This is a genomic window from Blattabacterium cuenoti, from assembly GCF_014251815.1.
Taxonomy (GTDB): Bacteria; Bacteroidota; Bacteroidia; order Flavobacteriales; family Blattabacteriaceae; genus Blattabacterium; species Blattabacterium cuenoti_E.
The window spans coordinates 278,691-294,809 of sequence record NZ_CP059202.1 but is presented as its reverse complement, the minus strand read 5'-3'; the positions used below and the strand labels follow the sequence as shown (position 1 = coordinate 294,809).

At 27.6% G+C, this 16,119-nt stretch carries 14 protein-coding genes and 2 tRNA genes; 6 read left to right on the top strand and 10 right to left on the bottom strand.

The window, feature by feature from the left end:
• Positions 1–2 precede the first annotated feature (2 nt).
• Positions 3–959, bottom strand: a complete 957-nt coding sequence (locus H0H54_RS01425; protein ID WP_185863535.1) for an amidohydrolase family protein — start codon at positions 957–959, stop codon at positions 3–5.
• Positions 960–970: 11 nt separating this feature from the next.
• On the bottom strand, positions 971–1,591 hold the full coding sequence (gene rsmG, locus H0H54_RS01420; RefSeq protein ID WP_185863493.1) for a 16S rRNA (guanine(527)-N(7))-methyltransferase RsmG: 621 nt from the start codon (positions 1,589–1,591) through the stop codon (positions 971–973).
• A 91-nt stretch (positions 1,592–1,682) separates the two neighbouring features.
• On the opposite strand from rsmG, the gene H0H54_RS01415 reads away from it, so the two are divergent.
• Complete coding sequence (locus tag H0H54_RS01415; RefSeq protein ID WP_185863492.1) at positions 1,683–2,870, top strand: pyridoxal phosphate-dependent aminotransferase; 1,188 nt, start codon at positions 1,683–1,685, stop codon at positions 2,868–2,870.
• 25 nt (positions 2,871–2,895) lie between these two features.
• Here the strand turns inward: H0H54_RS01415 and H0H54_RS01410 are convergent.
• From H0H54_RS01410 to H0H54_RS01395, 4 genes are all read right to left on the bottom strand, one after another.
• Positions 2,896–2,970: transfer RNA gene (locus H0H54_RS01410), tRNA-His, on the bottom strand.
• Positions 2,971–2,997: 27 nt separating this feature from the next.
• Positions 2,998–4,062, bottom strand: coding sequence for a diphosphomevalonate/mevalonate 3,5-bisphosphate decarboxylase family protein (locus tag H0H54_RS01405; RefSeq protein WP_185863491.1), 1,065 nt, complete (start codon positions 4,060–4,062; stop codon positions 2,998–3,000).
• 15 nt (positions 4,063–4,077) lie between these two features.
• Positions 4,078–5,481, bottom strand: coding sequence for a dicarboxylate/amino acid:cation symporter (locus tag H0H54_RS01400; RefSeq protein ID WP_185863490.1), 1,404 nt, complete (start codon positions 5,479–5,481; stop codon positions 4,078–4,080).
• A 63-nt stretch (positions 5,482–5,544) separates the two neighbouring features.
• A tRNA-Gln gene (locus H0H54_RS01395) sits at positions 5,545–5,615 on the bottom strand.
• Between the two features lie 127 nt (positions 5,616–5,742).
• Between H0H54_RS01395 and rpsP the strand changes: the two genes are divergently transcribed.
• Positions 5,743–6,081: a 30S ribosomal protein S16 gene (rpsP, locus tag H0H54_RS01390; RefSeq protein ID WP_185863489.1), complete on the top strand. Its 339-nt coding sequence runs from the start codon at positions 5,743–5,745 to the stop codon at positions 6,079–6,081.
• Here rpsP and truB read toward each other — a convergent pair.
• The 3 genes from truB to gyrB are packed head-to-tail and all read right to left on the bottom strand — an operon-like array spanning position 6,078 to position 9,550.
• Entirely contained in the window at positions 6,078–6,809 is a 732-nt protein-coding gene (truB, locus tag H0H54_RS01385) for a tRNA pseudouridine(55) synthase TruB (RefSeq protein WP_238784792.1), read from the bottom strand. The genes rpsP and truB overlap by 4 nt on opposite strands.
• Before the next feature lie 15 nt (positions 6,810–6,824).
• Positions 6,825–7,601, bottom strand: coding sequence for an undecaprenyl-diphosphate phosphatase (locus H0H54_RS01380; RefSeq protein ID WP_185863488.1), 777 nt, complete (start codon positions 7,599–7,601; stop codon positions 6,825–6,827).
• A gap of 26 nt (positions 7,602–7,627) precedes the next feature.
• Positions 7,628–9,550: a DNA topoisomerase (ATP-hydrolyzing) subunit B gene (gyrB, locus tag H0H54_RS01375; protein WP_185863487.1), complete on the bottom strand. Its 1,923-nt coding sequence runs from the start codon at positions 9,548–9,550 to the stop codon at positions 7,628–7,630.
• Positions 9,551–9,638: 88 nt separating this feature from the next.
• Between gyrB and argH the strand changes: the two genes are divergently transcribed.
• On the top strand, positions 9,639–11,027 hold the full coding sequence (gene argH / locus H0H54_RS01370) for an argininosuccinate lyase (RefSeq protein WP_185863486.1): 1,389 nt from the start codon (positions 9,639–9,641) through the stop codon (positions 11,025–11,027).
• Here argH and trmD read toward each other — a convergent pair.
• Positions 10,988–11,671 (bottom strand): tRNA (guanosine(37)-N1)-methyltransferase TrmD, encoded by a 684-nt coding sequence (gene trmD / locus H0H54_RS01365; protein WP_185863485.1) that lies wholly within the window; start codon positions 11,669–11,671, stop codon positions 10,988–10,990. The genes argH and trmD overlap by 40 nt on opposite strands.
• Before the next feature lie 95 nt (positions 11,672–11,766).
• Between trmD and der the strand changes: the two genes are divergently transcribed.
• The 3 genes from der to H0H54_RS01350 all read left to right on the top strand — a co-directional run bounded on the left by der (position 11,767) and on the right by H0H54_RS01350 (position 16,117).
• Positions 11,767–13,083 carry a ribosome biogenesis GTPase Der gene (gene der, locus H0H54_RS01360; protein ID WP_185863533.1) on the top strand — a complete coding sequence of 439 codons (1,317 nt, stop codon included), beginning with the start codon at positions 11,767–11,769 and terminating at the stop codon, positions 13,081–13,083.
• A gap of 28 nt (positions 13,084–13,111) precedes the next feature.
• On the top strand, positions 13,112–13,729 hold the full coding sequence (gene ruvA, locus H0H54_RS01355; RefSeq protein WP_185863484.1) for a Holliday junction branch migration protein RuvA: 618 nt from the start codon (positions 13,112–13,114) through the stop codon (positions 13,727–13,729).
• Positions 13,730–13,816: 87 nt separating this feature from the next.
• Entirely contained in the window at positions 13,817–16,117 is a 2,301-nt protein-coding gene (locus H0H54_RS01350) for an inorganic phosphate transporter (protein WP_185863483.1), read from the top strand.
• The last annotated feature ends 2 nt before the right edge of the window (positions 16,118–16,119 follow it).

Genomic DNA, 16,119 nt, shown 5'->3' with positions numbered 1-16,119 from the left:
AATTACAATCCTAATACTTTTAATCCATTTATTGTAGCAATTTTCACTAAATGATCTATATCATAATAATGACAAGCTTCCAGCATCACTCGTAGTTCTATCCATAAATTTCCATCAGAAAAAGGTTTATATATGTCGCAAATGTTGTCCGTCCCAAAAGCTACTGTAATTCCTTCAGGAACCATCTCATCCACTGGAGTGATGGAATTATGGCTAGGAGTTAAACGTTCACTTCTGGTATGATCAATCCAAGCAATGGGACAAGATATTACCATTAAATTTGCTTTTTTCATTAATTGGTATATTTTATAACGATAATCTCTAACATGCGCCGCTAAAGAAATACTATGTATAGCTACCACTTTTCCTTGCATTCCATATTCTATCGTTTTTATTGCTAGTTTTTCAGTTTCTTTTTCTTCACTTGTATTAAATTGATCTACATGAACATGCACAATTTTTCCTTTTTTTTTAGCTGTTTGTAATAAAATATCTAGATGTTCATCTTCTTTTCCATGATCTGTAGCGGGTAAACCCCCAATAATATCGACAAATTCTATTGACTGATCAAACCAATATTTTGACTTTTTATCCAATACGCCTTTAAGAACTTGATTCGCAAAACAAATATGAATATAATTTTCATAATTATTTTTCAGTTTTTTAGCCGCTTTCAAGGCACGATCTTCAATAATTTCATCTACATCAATAAAGGAGCATAAAGCTTGTGTCCCTTGCATTAAAAAATATTCTAACGCTTTTTCCATACGGATATAAATGTCTTCTTCTGTAGCTAAACGTTTCATTTCATCAACCAGATACCATTTTTTTTGAATAGGAAAATAAGAATATTTAAAATTATTTTGTGTGAGAGTATAAGCCCTATCTAAGTGAGCATGAGCATTTACCCATCCACCTTTTTGTTTCACTTTTTCTACAAAAATTTTTTTAGGATTCATTTCTAATTCTATTAAATGTTGGAAATCCAAATAACTTTTTTAGTTATAAAAAATGGTTCGTCAAAATAATGATTTAAAGGATATTCTATTGCATGAGGAAACTTTTTTAATTCATCATAAAGATTCCCTCCTTTTAGATATAAAGCGCCATTTTTTATTCTATAATTAGATTTGTATTTAAATTTATCTTTTATCCAACTATGGATAATATCTACTTTGTTAACAGCTCTAGTAACCACAAAATCAAATTTGATTTCCAATTTTTCTGCACGTGTACAAATAGGATACACATTTTTTAAATGAAGATCACATATAATTTTTTCTATAATTTTAATTTTTTTTCTAATAGAATCTACTAATATAAATTTTGTATGAGGAAAAACTATAGATAAAGGAATTCCAGGAAATCCTCCTCCTGTACCTAAATCCATAACATATGATCCAGGATAAAAATAAAATATTTTAGCAATTCCTAAACAAAAAAGGACATGTTGTTGATAAAAATCGTGAAATGTTTTTCTAGAAACTAAATTTACATATACATTCCAATATGCATATAAATTTTTTAAAGAAGACAATTTGTAAATTTGTCTATTCAATAGATTTGGAAAATATTTTTTAATTAATTTCATATTAATGTATGGATAAATTTACGACCAAATTTATTTAGATTTGTAATCATTTCAATCAAATAATTTAATAAAAATAAATAAACAATATGATATGAAAAATAGATTGTCTCATCGTTTACAGAATATATCATATTCACAAACTATAGCTATGTCCGCTAAAGCTAGAGAATTCATAAATAAAGGTTATGACGTTATAAATTTGAGTTTGGGAGAACCAGATTTTCCCCCTCCTAATTTTGTTTTATACGCTGCAAAAAAAGCTATAGATGAAGGACATCATCATTATACTCCCGTATCCGGATATTTTGAACTTAAAAAAGTAATATGCCAAAAATTTTACCGTGATAATCGTTTAAAATATACCCCTTCTCAAATTGTAATTTCTACCGGGGCAAAACAAGCTATAATAAATGTTCTTTTATCTTTGTTGAATAAAGATGATGAAGTCATTATTCCTGCTCCTTATTGGGTTAGTTATTTACAAATGGTAAAGTTTTGTGAATCTTGTCCTGTTATAATCCCAACAGGGATGAAAAATAATTTTAAGATTCATCCAGAACAATTAGAAAAAGCTATTACATCTAAAACAAAACTATTTATTTTCAGTACTCCTTGTAATCCTACCGGAAGTGTCTATTCTTATGATGAATTAAAAAGTTTAGCGGAAGTTTTTAAAAAACATCCAGAAATCATGATTATTTCTGATGAAATTTATGAACATATTTGTTACTCAAAAAAACATACTAGTATTGCTATATTTCCTGACATTTATCATCAAGTTATCACAATAAATGGATTATCTAAGGCTTTTTCAATGACAGGTTGGAGAATCGGATATATTGGTGCTCCAGAATGGATTGTTCAATCTTGTGATAAAATACAAGGACAAATGACTTCTTGTGCCAATTCTATTGCACAAATAGCTGCTATTTCTGCATTGTCAGCACATCCAAATAAAATAGAATATATGATCAAAAAGTTTGAAAGAAGAAGAAATTTAGTTTTGGATCTGATAAAAGAAATTGATGGATTTCAATGTAATCAACCGAATGGTGCTTTTTATATTTTTCCAAAAGTTTCAAGTTTTTTGGGAAAAAAATTATATGGAAAAATAATTCAAAATTCAGATGAATTTTCTGAATTTTTGCTTGAAAAAGCTCAAGTAGCTACCGTTAGTGGTAGTGCTTTTGGAGATAATGAATGTTTACGTATTTCTTATGCTTCATCAGAAAATAAAATCGTAGAAGCCTTTACAAGAATAAAAAAAGTATTAAATTAATTTATAAATGATATGGATGGGGTAGGGTGGACGACCGGATTCGAACCGGCGACCCTCAGAACCACAATCTGATGCTCTAAACCTACTGAGCTACGTCCACCAAAATACCAACCAAAGATAATAAATTCTATAAACAAAAACTTTCTATAGTTTTTTTACAATAAAAAAATAAATTACTATATATCCATTTTATAATAGATGTTTTTTCTTGAATAGGATATAAAAGATGAACATTAGCACCTGCATCTAGCGTAAAATAAATGTTTTTATTATTCTGTTTTCTAAAATCCCATACCATATGAATTACGTTAATAGTATTGGCTTTCATCCATAAGAAGTAGGGACGAGAAGTCATAATCATAGCATGAAGAGTCAAAGCTTCATGTTCTATTAATTCTCCAAATTCTTGAAATTCTCCTCTTTTTAAGATAGATATAAGTCTGTTCATATTTTGATTAGCATCCTTAAATCTTTCTCTAGCATAAGGATGATGATTCATTAATTTATGTCCTTTTGAACTCAATATCTTTTTGGGTTTATCATCTATGATTAAAATAGTATCTTCTATTTTTGTAAAAATGGAATGGATCTCATATGGATATGGTATAGCATAAAGATTATTACTTCCTTCTATGGATTGATGATGTCCCCAAACAACGAGTCCAGGATAAATAGATCTACAAGCACTTCCAGAACCTAATCTGGCTAAGAAAGAAGCTTTTTTGAAGAAAAAATCTTCTTTTAAAGAGGGAACTAATTTTTTTTCCATTTTCATAATACATAACGCCAAAGCACTCATGGAAGAAGCAGAAGAAGCTACCCCACAACTATGTGGAAAAGTGTTAGAGGTTTCTATAATAAAATTAAAATTTCGTAAATAAGAACAATAAAATGAAATCCTATAAAAGAATTTTAAAATTTTTGGAAGAAAACTAGTTTTTTCCTTTCCTGAAAAAAACACTCTTATAGATGAGTTATTTTTTTTTTTTTTTTCTTGATAAATTAATCGTGTAACTGTGTATACTTTTCCTAAAGAATAACTAATAGACGAATTTAATGGAATTTGAATTTTATTGTTATGTTTCCCCCAGTATTTAATTAAAGCAATATTGGAATGACTCTTACTCGTAATTACTCCATTCGGAGTTATAGAATATTTTTCTATACTTTTATTATAAAAATTTGTTTTCAAAATTTAATTACTCAATTACAAATTATTATCACTTTTTATATAATCTGACATTTTTTTGTCATCTAATTCTCCTTCAGAACGAGCAATTACACAACTAGCTAATCCATTCCCTATAACATTTACGGTAGTCCTAGCCATATCCATTAATTCATCTATCCCTATAATCGCCAATATAGGCCAAGTAGGTAATCCAAAAGAAGCTACAGTGGCTAAAAGAATTACTAAAGATGCTCTGGGAACTCCAGCAACTCCTTTACTAGTTAAAATTAACGTTAGTCCTATAAATATTTGTTGACTAAAACTCAAAGGGATTCCAGATGCCTGTGCTACAAAAACAGTTGCTAAAGATAAATAAAGAGTAGTTCCATCTAAGTTAAAGCTATAACCTGTAGGAATCACAAAAGCTATAATTTTCCTGGGAACTCCCAATTTTTCCAAATTTTCCATAAGTAAAGGTAAAGCGGATTCTGAACTTGTAGTTGCAAAGGCGAGTGATACAGGTTCAGTTAATGCTTTTACAAAACCTTTTAAAGGAACTTTAATCCACAAAAGAATAGGAAATAAAACTACTATCAAAAAAATCAATAAGGCAACATAAAGAGTGAGTAACAATTGAAATAAATTATATAAAATTTCCAATCCCATATGTCCAACTGTATAAGCAATAGCAGATCCTACTCCTATAGGAGCAAAATACATAATAATTTTAGTAAACTTAAACATGATTTCTGAAAGACTCTCTGCAAACAGTAATATAGGGTTTCGTTTTTTGTCTTCTAAAAAAACCATGGATATACCAAATATAACGGAAAACACCACTATCGGCAATACATCTCCATGATATATCGATTTTATAAAATTTTCCGGAAATACATGAAGAATTGTGTCTTGCCAAGATCTACTTTCTACTTTTGGTAATTGTTGTTCAGTGATCCCTGAAGGCATAACAATGCCAACTCCAGCCTGGGACACATTAATTGCAATAAGACCAATAAATAAAGCTAAAGTTGTCACCACTTCGAAATATAGTAAGGATTTCCATCCCATGCTACCTAATTGTTTGATATTAGAATGACTTGCTATTCCCACTACTAAAGTGGAAAACAATATTGGAGCAATGATAGTTTTAATCAACCTCAAAAATATTTGAGATAAAAATCTTAATTCCACAGCAATTTTTGGCATATCTAACCCCATTTCTATTCCTATAATAATGGATAATAATATCCAAGTAGTTAAGTCTTTTTTCATGAAAGAATACAATATGAAAATAGATATAACAAAACATCTTAATATGCAAAGAGTAAATTTATCCAATCCTAATAATGATTGGGATAAATGAATAAAGATATATGCTAAAACACTTAAAAAAGCTATTAATAATACTTTTTCTTTTTTTATTTTCATTCCAATACTCATTTTATTCTCTAAAGAAAGAAAAGAATTCCACCCTATACCTATACCAATGGAATGGCAAAGTGACAGACCCGTAGGGACTCGAACCCCAACTAACAGAACCAAAATCTGCTGTGCTACCGTTACACAACGGGTCTATGGAAAATGTAAATATATACCATTTTTTTTCAAAAACATGATAATTATATCTAAATTTGGGCTACTTTGTCGCTTTACTATAAAAAATATTAGAAGGTTTCACATATAATATAAATTAATCAAATTATGTCCGTAAAAATTCGTTTAAAAAGAATTGGAAAAAAACATAAGCCTATTTATCATATAGTTGTAGCTGATTCTCGTGCTCCACGAGATGGAAAATTCATTGAAAAACTAGGAACTTATAATCCTCATACGGATCCGCCTTCGACTGTATTAAAAATACAAAATGCTGTATCTTGGTTAATGAAAGGGGCACAACCCACCAATACGGTAAAATCCATTTTTTCTAAAACCGGAGTATTATTAAAAAAACATTTATTAGAAGGAGTTAAAAAAGGCGTATTAACTCATGAAGAATACCAAAATAAATTTCATACATGGTACAAAAAATACAAAATTTAATCTAGTAAATAACACGAAAATTCTTTTGAAATATTTAATTCTATAGAATCTATAGAAGAAGAATCCATAGAAAAATTTCCTATTCGTTCTCTTCTTAAAGAAAGTATATAAGCTCCGCTTTGAAGGGCTTTACCAAAATCCTGAGCTATAGATCGAATATAAGTACCTTTTCCGCATTCTATAAAAAATTTTATATAAGGAATTCCTATTTTTAGGATATGAAATTTATAAATTTTTACACGTCTAGATTGGGGTATTATTTTTATCCCTTTTCTAGCATATTCATATAATTTTTTTCCTTTTTTTTTTAAAGCAGAAAAATATGGAGGAAACTGATTGATTTCCCCCAAAAAATCTTGAGATGTTTTTTTAATTAATTGAGGAGTAATATGCGAAACGGAAGAAAAATTATACTCTTCTGTTTCTGAATCAAAAGATAAGGTTTCACAACCTAATTTCATAATACCTGTATAAACTTTCTTATAATTTTGAATTTCATTTACTTTTTTAGTATATTTTCCTGTCAGAACAATTAATAAACCTGTTGCAAAAGGATCTAAAGTCCCTGTATGTCCAATTTTTAAATTTTCTTTTTTCGTAGCAGTACTGATAATATAACTTCTTATTTTTTTAATAATCTCAAAAGAGGTCCACCCCCATGGTTTATCTACCAACAATATTTTTCCATTTTTAAATCCTGTGATAAATTTAGAATCAAAATTATCCAATCTGTTTGATTAAATTTAAATATTTAAATAATGTATAATAATAAAAAAAATTCCTAAAACAATTCTATAGTATCCAAATAATTTAAAATTATTTAAATATTTTATGAAACATTTGATAGATATTATTCCAGTGATAAAAGACACTATATTTCCTAATAACAATAATTCTATATCTTTATACGTAAAAGAATTTAATTGAAAATAATAGTCAAATAATTTTTTGCATGTAGCAATTATAATAACAGGAACAGATAAAAAAAAAGAAAATTCAATAGCTTTCATACGATTCACATTTTGTAACATACAAGCAATAATGGTAGTTGCGCTTCTAGATACTCCTGGAATCAAAGCCATACATTGAAATAATCCAACAATAAAAGCTTTCAAATAAGTAATACTATTTCTTCTATTACAAAAATTTTTTTGATAAAAAGTTTCTACTTTCAAAATCACTAATCCTCCTATCAAAAGAGATAAAGCAACTATAAGTGGCTTATCTAAAAAAAAATTGGTTATTTTATTCAATAAAAACCCCAAAATTCCTACAGGAAAACTAGCTACAAAAATTTTCAGATAAAAATCAAATTTTTGAAAAAAAAACTTGTTTCTATACAAAAAAATTACAGAGAAAACGGCTCCAAATTGAACAGAAACAAGAAATAAATTTGTTATTTTATTTTCTAGTATTCCCATCATGGAAGCAGCAATCATCATATGTCCTGTAGAAGAAATAGGAAAAAACTCTGTAATTCCTTCAATAACCCCTAATAGAATTGATTGAATATAATTCATAACGATAAGAAATTGATCAATTCACTCTAAACATCAATTTTTGCATGTATTGCATTTTTTTCTATAAAATTTCTTCGGGGAGGGACTTCGTCTCCCATAAGAATGGAGAATATATTGTCTGCCTTAGAATAATCGTATATGTTCACTTTACGTAAAGTTCTTTTTTTGGGATTCATTGTTGTCTCCCAAAGTTGATCTGCGTTCATTTCCCCTAATCCTTTGTAACGTTGTATATTGACAGACTTTCTTCCTCCTAATTTATCTATAATCTTTTCTCTTTCTTTATCACTCCAAGCATATTGATAATGATTCCCTTTTCGAATCAAATAAAGTGGAGGTGTGGCAATATAAACATGTCCTTTTTCTATTAAAGGTTTCATATAACGAAAGAATAATGTTAAAATTAAAGTAGAAATATGGCTTCCATCTATATCTGCATCTGTCATAATAATAATTTTATTGTATCTAAGTTTTTTTATATTTAAAATTTTGGGATCTTCTTCCGTTCCAATAGAAACTCCCAGAGAAGTAAATATATTTTTTATTTCCTCATTTTCGAATATTTTATATTGCATAGCTTTTTCAACATTTAGTATTTTACCTCGTAAAGGCAAAATAGCTTGAAAATTCCTATCTCTTCCTTGTTTTGCTGTCCCACCAGCAGAATCTCCTTCCACTAAATAAATTTCACAGTTTTCCGGATCATTAAAAGAACAATCAGCTAATTTTCCAGGTAGAATACTACTTATAGGAATTTTTTTTTGTATTAATTCTCTCGCTTTTTTAGCTGCTTGACGCGCTTTAGCTGACAAAATAATTTTATCAATAATTCTTTTTCTATCACTAGGGTGTTCTTCTAAATAGCTAGATAACGCTTCTCCCACAATTTTATCCACAATACCTCCTACTTCGTGATTGCTTAATTTTGTTTTAGTTTGTCCTTCAAATTGTGGTTCCATTACTCTTACAGATATAATAGCCGTAATTCCTTCTCTAAAATCATCTCCAGTTAATTCTATTTTATTAGATAAAATACCATATCCATCTACATATTTTTTAAAGGTTCTTGTTAATGCCCTTCGAAAACCGGAAAGATGAGTCCCTCCTTCATAAGTATTGATATTGTTAACATAAGAATAAATTTTTTCTTTAAAAGAAGTATTGTATTGCATTGCTACTTCTACAACAGTATTGTCTTTTTCTCCTTCAATAAAAAGTATATTTTTTGTCAAAGGATTCTGGTTTTTGTTTAAAATTGGTAAGTATTCTTTTAATCCATTTTTAGAAAAAAAATGTTCCTTGATATTATCTCTCTCATCTTCTAAAAATAAAAACAATCCCTTATTTAAAAAAGATAATTCTTTTAATCGATTAGCTAAAATTTCATAATTATATATGATGGAATTAAAAATAGAATGATCAGCAAGATAAGAAATTTTTGTTCCTTGCATATTCGTTTTTCCTAAACATTTTACAGGGTAAAGAGCTTTTCCTTTTAAATATTCTTGTTGATAAATTTTTCCATTTCTATAAATTGTAACTATAAGTTTTTGAGATAGAGCATTAACACAAGAAATTCCTACACCATGTAACCCTCCAGAAACTTTATAAGAATTTTTATCAAATTTTCCACCTGCACCAATTTTAGTCATCACAACTTCCAGTGCCGATTTTCCTTCTTTTTTATGAATATCTATTGGAATTCCACGACCATTGTCAAGTACAGTGATAAATCCATTTTTATGAATAGTAACCCATATTTTATTGCAAAAACCTGCTAAAGCTTCATCAACAGAATTATCTATTAATTCGTAAATTAGGTGATGTAAACCTCTAACTCCTATATCTCCAATATACATAGACGGTCTGAGTCGAATATGTTCTATTCCTTCAAGAGATTGAATACTATCTGCCGTATAATCTTTTATTGTATTATGTTTTTTATTCATAATCCATTAATTTTATTTATTATTTTGCATAATATTTTTAGTTTTATTTTTTATTTTAGAAGATCAAAGATAGAAAAAATATTATTCCGTGAAAATTTGGGGAAAAAGAACGAATTTGAGTTTTAACAAAGAAATAGAAAATTTTACTTCAAGTAAAGATTCAAAAATAGATTTACTTTTAGCACCATATGATGTGATAGGAACCATTGCTCATGTTATTATGTTGAAAAGTATAGGATTATTAAATCAAAAAGATTTAAAAATTTTAATTCATGAATTGCGTAATATTTATGTTCACGAAATTTTAAAAAATAACTTTAAAATTGATGAAGGAATAGAAGATATTCATTCTCAGATAGAATTTATGTTAACCAATCGTTTAGGAGAAGTAGGAAAAAAAATACATTGTGGTAGATCTAGAAATGATCAAATTTTGTTGGATTTAAAACTTTTTGTACGCACAGAAATCAAGGATATTGTATATATGACTTATTCTTTTTTTGATTTATTATTAAAATTAAGTGAACAACATAAGAATATATTAATGCCTGGTTATACTCATTACCAAATAGCGATGCCTTCTTCTTTTGGTCTTTGGTTTGCCGCATATGCAGAAAGTTTAATAGATGATTTATTATTAATGCATGCCGCATATCGTATTGTCAATAAAAACCCTTTAGGTTCCGCTGCAGGTTACGGGTCTTCTTTCCCCTTAAATAGAAAAATGACAACCGATTTATTGGGTTTCGAAAATTTAAATTATAATGTTGTGTATGCTCAAATGGGACGTGGAAAAATGGAAATAATCGTTTCAGAATCTATTTCTTCTTTGGCAAGAACTTTAGGTAAAATGGCACAAGATATTTGTTTATATTTAAGTCAAAATTTTAATTTCATTAGTTTTCCTGATCATCTTACTACCGGATCTAGTATTATGCCTCATAAAAAAAATCCAGATGTTTTTGAAATTATACGAGCTACATGTAATAGAATGACATCGTTACCTAATGAAATTTATTTGATTTCTTCTAATTTATGTTCAGGATATCATAGAGATTTTCAAATTATTAAAGAAAGATTTATTCCAATTTTTGAAGAATTAAAGAAATGTTTTTCCATGTTTCAATATATGTTGAATCATATCATAATAAGAAAGGATATTATTCAGGATAATAAGTATCAATATTTATTTAGTGTAGAGGTCGTGAATCAGCTTGTTGTTGAAAAAGGATATTCTTTTAGAGAAGCTTATCAAAAAGTAAGTTTAGATATAAAAAATGGATGTTTCAAACCTTTTACTAAGGGTTTTTATTCTCATGAAGGAAGTATAGGAAATTTATGTAACACACAAATTAGAAATTTGATGCAAGATGTGATTAAAGAATTTGATTTTGATAAAATCAATGAAGTTATAAAACGATTAATTTATAGAAAAATTCATTTTGATGGATCCTCTAAGAATCCAATTTTCGTTTGAATTGCATAAGATTTCTGATTTAACCAATCTTTTATTTTTTTATGATCTCCAGATAAAAGTATTTTTGGAACAGACCATCCTTTATAAACTGATGGACGAGTGTAAAGGGGAGGGGCTATGAAGGACTCACTTTGAAAAGAATCTGTTAGGATAGAATCTTGATTTTTTATGACTCCAGGCAATAATCTGACTATAGATTCTATGATAACAGCAGCGGCTAATTCTCCTCCAGATAAAATATAATTTCCAATAGATATTTCTTCTGAAATTAAGTGATCTCTAATTCTTTGATCAATTCCTTTATAACGCCCACAAAGAATGATGATATTTCTCTTATTAATTAAATTTTGAGCATATTTTTGAGAAAACAACTTTCCATCAGGAGTCATAAAAATTTTCTCATCATAATTTCTTTCTGATAAAAGCTTGGAAAAACACTGATATACAGGTTCTATTCGAATTACCATTCCAGACCCTCCCCCATAAGGATAATCATCCACATTTTTTCGTTTTCCTAAACCATATTTACGTAAATCATGGACGTGAATATTAATTAACCCTTTATCAATTGCCCTTTTAATAATAGAATTGGAAAAAGGGCTATGAAAAATTTCAGGGATAAGACTAACAATATCTATACGCAATGTATTATTTTTTTATTTTATTATTAATATACAGACTAATAATCTAAGAATGAAACTAATGAAAAAATTCTACCTTTGTGAATAATTTATTAAAAATGAATTATATCGTATCTATAGTAGGACGCCCCAATGTAGGAAAATCAACTTTGTTTAATCGTCTTGTAGGAAGAAGAAAAGCGATTGTTCATGCCACAAGTGGAGTGACAAGAGATCGCATTTATGGAAATTCAGAATGGAATGGAGTCAAATTTTCTGTAGTAGATACTGGGGGGTTCTCTGTTTATGAAAATGATGGACTTGAAAAAGAAATCAAAAACCAAATTTTCATGGCTATAAAAGAATCTGATGTTATTCTATTTTTAGTAGATATAAAAGTAGGAATATTAGATGTAGATAAAGAAATTGCTAAAATTTTAAGAAAATATCAAAAACTAATTTTATTAGTTGTAAATAAAGTAGACAGAGGAGAATCTGTATATTCTGATACAGATTTTTTCCGTTTGGGATTTGAAAAATGTTATTGTATATCAGCTATAAATGGAAGTGGAACAGGAGAATTATTAGACAAACTAATAGAAATATTCAAATTTTTGAAAAAAAAAGAAAAAATATCGGAATCCGAATTTATTCCTCGTTTTTCAATAGTAGGGCGTCCCAATGTAGGAAAATCAACTTTGATTAATTCTTTTCTAAATAAAGACCATCATATTGTGACAAATATTTCTGGAACAACTAGAGATAGTCTCGATGTATTCTACAAAAAATGGGAATGTATTTTAGTAGATACACCTGGAGTCAAAAAAAAATCAAAAATAAAAAATAATCTTGAATTTTATTCTACTATGAGAACGTTTCAAACAATAGAATATGCAGATGTTTGTCTTTTAATGGTAGATGCAGGTTGTGGATGGGAAAAACAGGACATGAATATTTTTAAATTAGTAGAAAAAAATCATAAAGGGATTATAATTCTTGTAAACAAATGGGATCTACTTTATAAAAATAACTATTATACACAAAAAGATTACGAATTTTTTATAAGGAAAAAAATTTATCCATTTGACAACGTTCCCATTCTTTTTATATCCGCTAAAAATAAAGATGGAATACACAATATTATTCCCATGGCTTATCAGGTTTTAAAATACCGTAAAAACAGATTAAAAACGAATATTTTAAATAAAATTATGTTACCAATTTTGAAAAAAAATCCTCCTACTACTAAGAAAAAAAATAAATTCATAACTATAAAATATTGCACTCAGTTGCCTTCATACACACCAAAATTTATTTTTTTTTCTAATTTTCCTCAACATATAAAAAAATCTTATAAAAGATTTGTAGAAAATAAAATTCGAGATCACTTTGACTTTATAGGAGTTCCCATACAAATTTTTTTTAGAAAAAAATAACTTTTATTGAACAAGTTATTATATCGTCGTGATAACACATTTAAGAGGAAAGTTAATAGAAAAAAATCAATCTTATTTAATCATAGATTGTCATGGAATAGGGTATTACATTCATATATCCTCATACACATATTCTTCTTTATCAGAATTAGAAGAAGAAGGAAAAGATATATTCGTACATACTTATCTGTTTATCAAAGAAAATCAACATATTTTATATGGTTTCTTTGATAAAAAAGAAAGACAAATATTTTCTTATTTGATATCCGTGAATGGAATAGGACCAAGTTCTGCTATTACGCTGTTATCTTCTCTTACTCCATATGAAATAGAAAAATCCATATCTAAAGAAGATATAAAAGTATTGAATAAAGTTAAAGGGATTGGAACAAAAATAGCTAAAAGAATTATTATTGAACTAAAAGATAAAATTATTAAAGAAATTATTCCTAAAAAAGGAAAAAACATAAAAATATTGGAAAATACATCTTATTCAATAAAAAAAGAAGCTTTAAGTGCTTTAAATGTGCTGGGATTTTCTCATAAAGAATCTAAAAAAATTTTGGATGATCTTCTGGATAAGAATCCAGAATTTTCTGTAGAAAATCTTATTAAAGAATCTTTAAAAAAAATTGTAAAATCATAAAAATTATTCACTATTGATAAAAAACAAACCTTAATAAAATAATATTGTTTTTTTTCTGTGGATATTTAATAATATCTATTATTTATTATGAAACTATTTTATTTCTCAATTATAATAGTTCTTTTTTTATTATCTATATTTGATCTTATTGTTGGTTTAATTAATGATGCCGTTAATTTTCTAAATTCTGCTATTGGATCTCAAGTTGCTTCTCGTAGAACTATCATGATTTTTGCGAGTGTAGGTATTTTTTTAGGCGCTTTTTTGTCTAGTGGAATGATGGAAGTAGCAAGAAAAGGTGTTTTTGATCCGTCTTATTTTTATTTTTCAGATATTATTTTCATTTTTTTGTCGGTTATGATATCCGATATTATTTTATTGGATGTTTTTAATACTTTAGGATTACCTACATCTACTACAGTATCTATGGTTTTTTGCTTATTAGGCGCGGCTTTTAGCATAGCCATGATAAAAATCACTTCTCCATTTAACAATGAACCCTTTCATCATTTAACTTTATATATTAAAATGGAAAAAACATTTACCATTATTATAGGTATTTTTTTATCTATTATCATTTCTTTTACTTCCGGCGCTTTTATTCACTATTTCATTCGTTATTTATTTAGTTTTGAATATGAAAGGAAATTAAAATATGTAGGAGTAATATGGAGTGCGATTTCATTGAGTAGTATGACTTATTTTCTTATTGTAAGAGGATTGCATAGTACTTTACAGGGTTTTACTGACGAAAATTTAACAGGATTTTCCTTATTCATTCAACATTTCATCAAATGGATTCACCATAATTTTTTTGTTTTTTTACTCATATTATTTTCGACTTGGACTCTGATAGCAAAAATATTTGTTTCTTTAGGATATAATATATTAAAATTTGTCGTATTATATGGTACTTTTTCTTTGGCTATGGCCTTTGCAGGAAATGACTTGGTAAATTTTATTGGGATTCCAATAGCTAGTATACAGTCTTATAACATATGGAACGAATCGGGTAGCCCCCCAGCTGAAAAATTCAATATGAAAGATTTATCTGAAAATGTACAAGCTCCATCTTCCGTTTTGATTTTTTCAGGAATGATTATGATATTCACTCTTTGGTTTTCCAAAAAAACAAAAAACATCACAAGCACAGAAATTAATTTAAGTAGACAAAATGAAGGACCAGAAAAATTTTTATCCAATTCTTTTTCTAGAGGAATTGTTAGATTATTTTTGTATTTAGGAAATCATTTTTTTAAATTATTTCCTAAAAGATTTCTGGTTAAAATCGAAAAAAACTTTAAACAAAAAAAAATACAAACAGAAGAAGGTGTAGCTTTTGATTTGGTTAGAGCTTCTGCTAATTTAACTATATCCAGTATATTGATATCTATAGCTACAGTTCAAAAACTCCCATTATCTACTACTTTTGTGACTTTTATGGTATCTATGGGGACTTCTCTTTCAGATAGAGCATGGGATAGAGAAAGCGCCGTTTATAGAGTTTCAGGAGTATTAAAAGTCATAAGAGGATGGTTTCTAACAGGTTTTATTGCTTTTACTATGGCAGGAATCACTGCTTCTTTTTTATATTTTTTTAAGATATGGGCTCTATTTTTTCTTATTTTTTTCATTGTATTTGTTTTTTACAGAAGTTATAAACTATATAATAAAATGCAAGATAAAAAAATAGAAGAAAAACCATTTTTTGGAGTAGTAAATCTAACTTTAGAGACGACTTTAAACAAAACTTTCGATATTATAAAGCCAATACTTGAATATATTGAGGGTATATACAAAAATAGTATAACAGGAATTACTCAAGAAAATTTAAAAATTCTTCAAGAAAATAGATATCATTTTTTAAAAGTAAAAGAAAATTTTATGAGTATACATAACTCTTTAATTAAAGTGATTCGAAAAACAAAAAATGACGAACCAATTGCTGGAATTCTTTATCTCCATATATACAATAAAACTAAAGAAATCATTGAGTCTTCAGATATTATTGCGAATCATACATTGTTTCATGTAATCAATAGTCATAAACCTTTAAAATATCAACAAAAAAAGAATTTATTAATACTTGAGCGTCTTATGATTGAACATTTCAACATCATAAAAAGAATAACAACAGATAAAAATTGTAAGAAAATTTCTTGCACTATACAAAATAAAATTATAAAAAAAATCGAGGAACAAATGAATCAACAGGTGATAGGAATTATTCATAAAAAATATGGAACAAAAAATACTTTTTTGATGTTAGATATTCTTCGACAATCAAAAAAAATTACGGAAAATATAGAAGACATGGTTCTATTGTATCAGGATGCATTATCCCATGTTTCCTCCACCAAAAAAGATGCATCCTTTTTAGCTTTCTAACT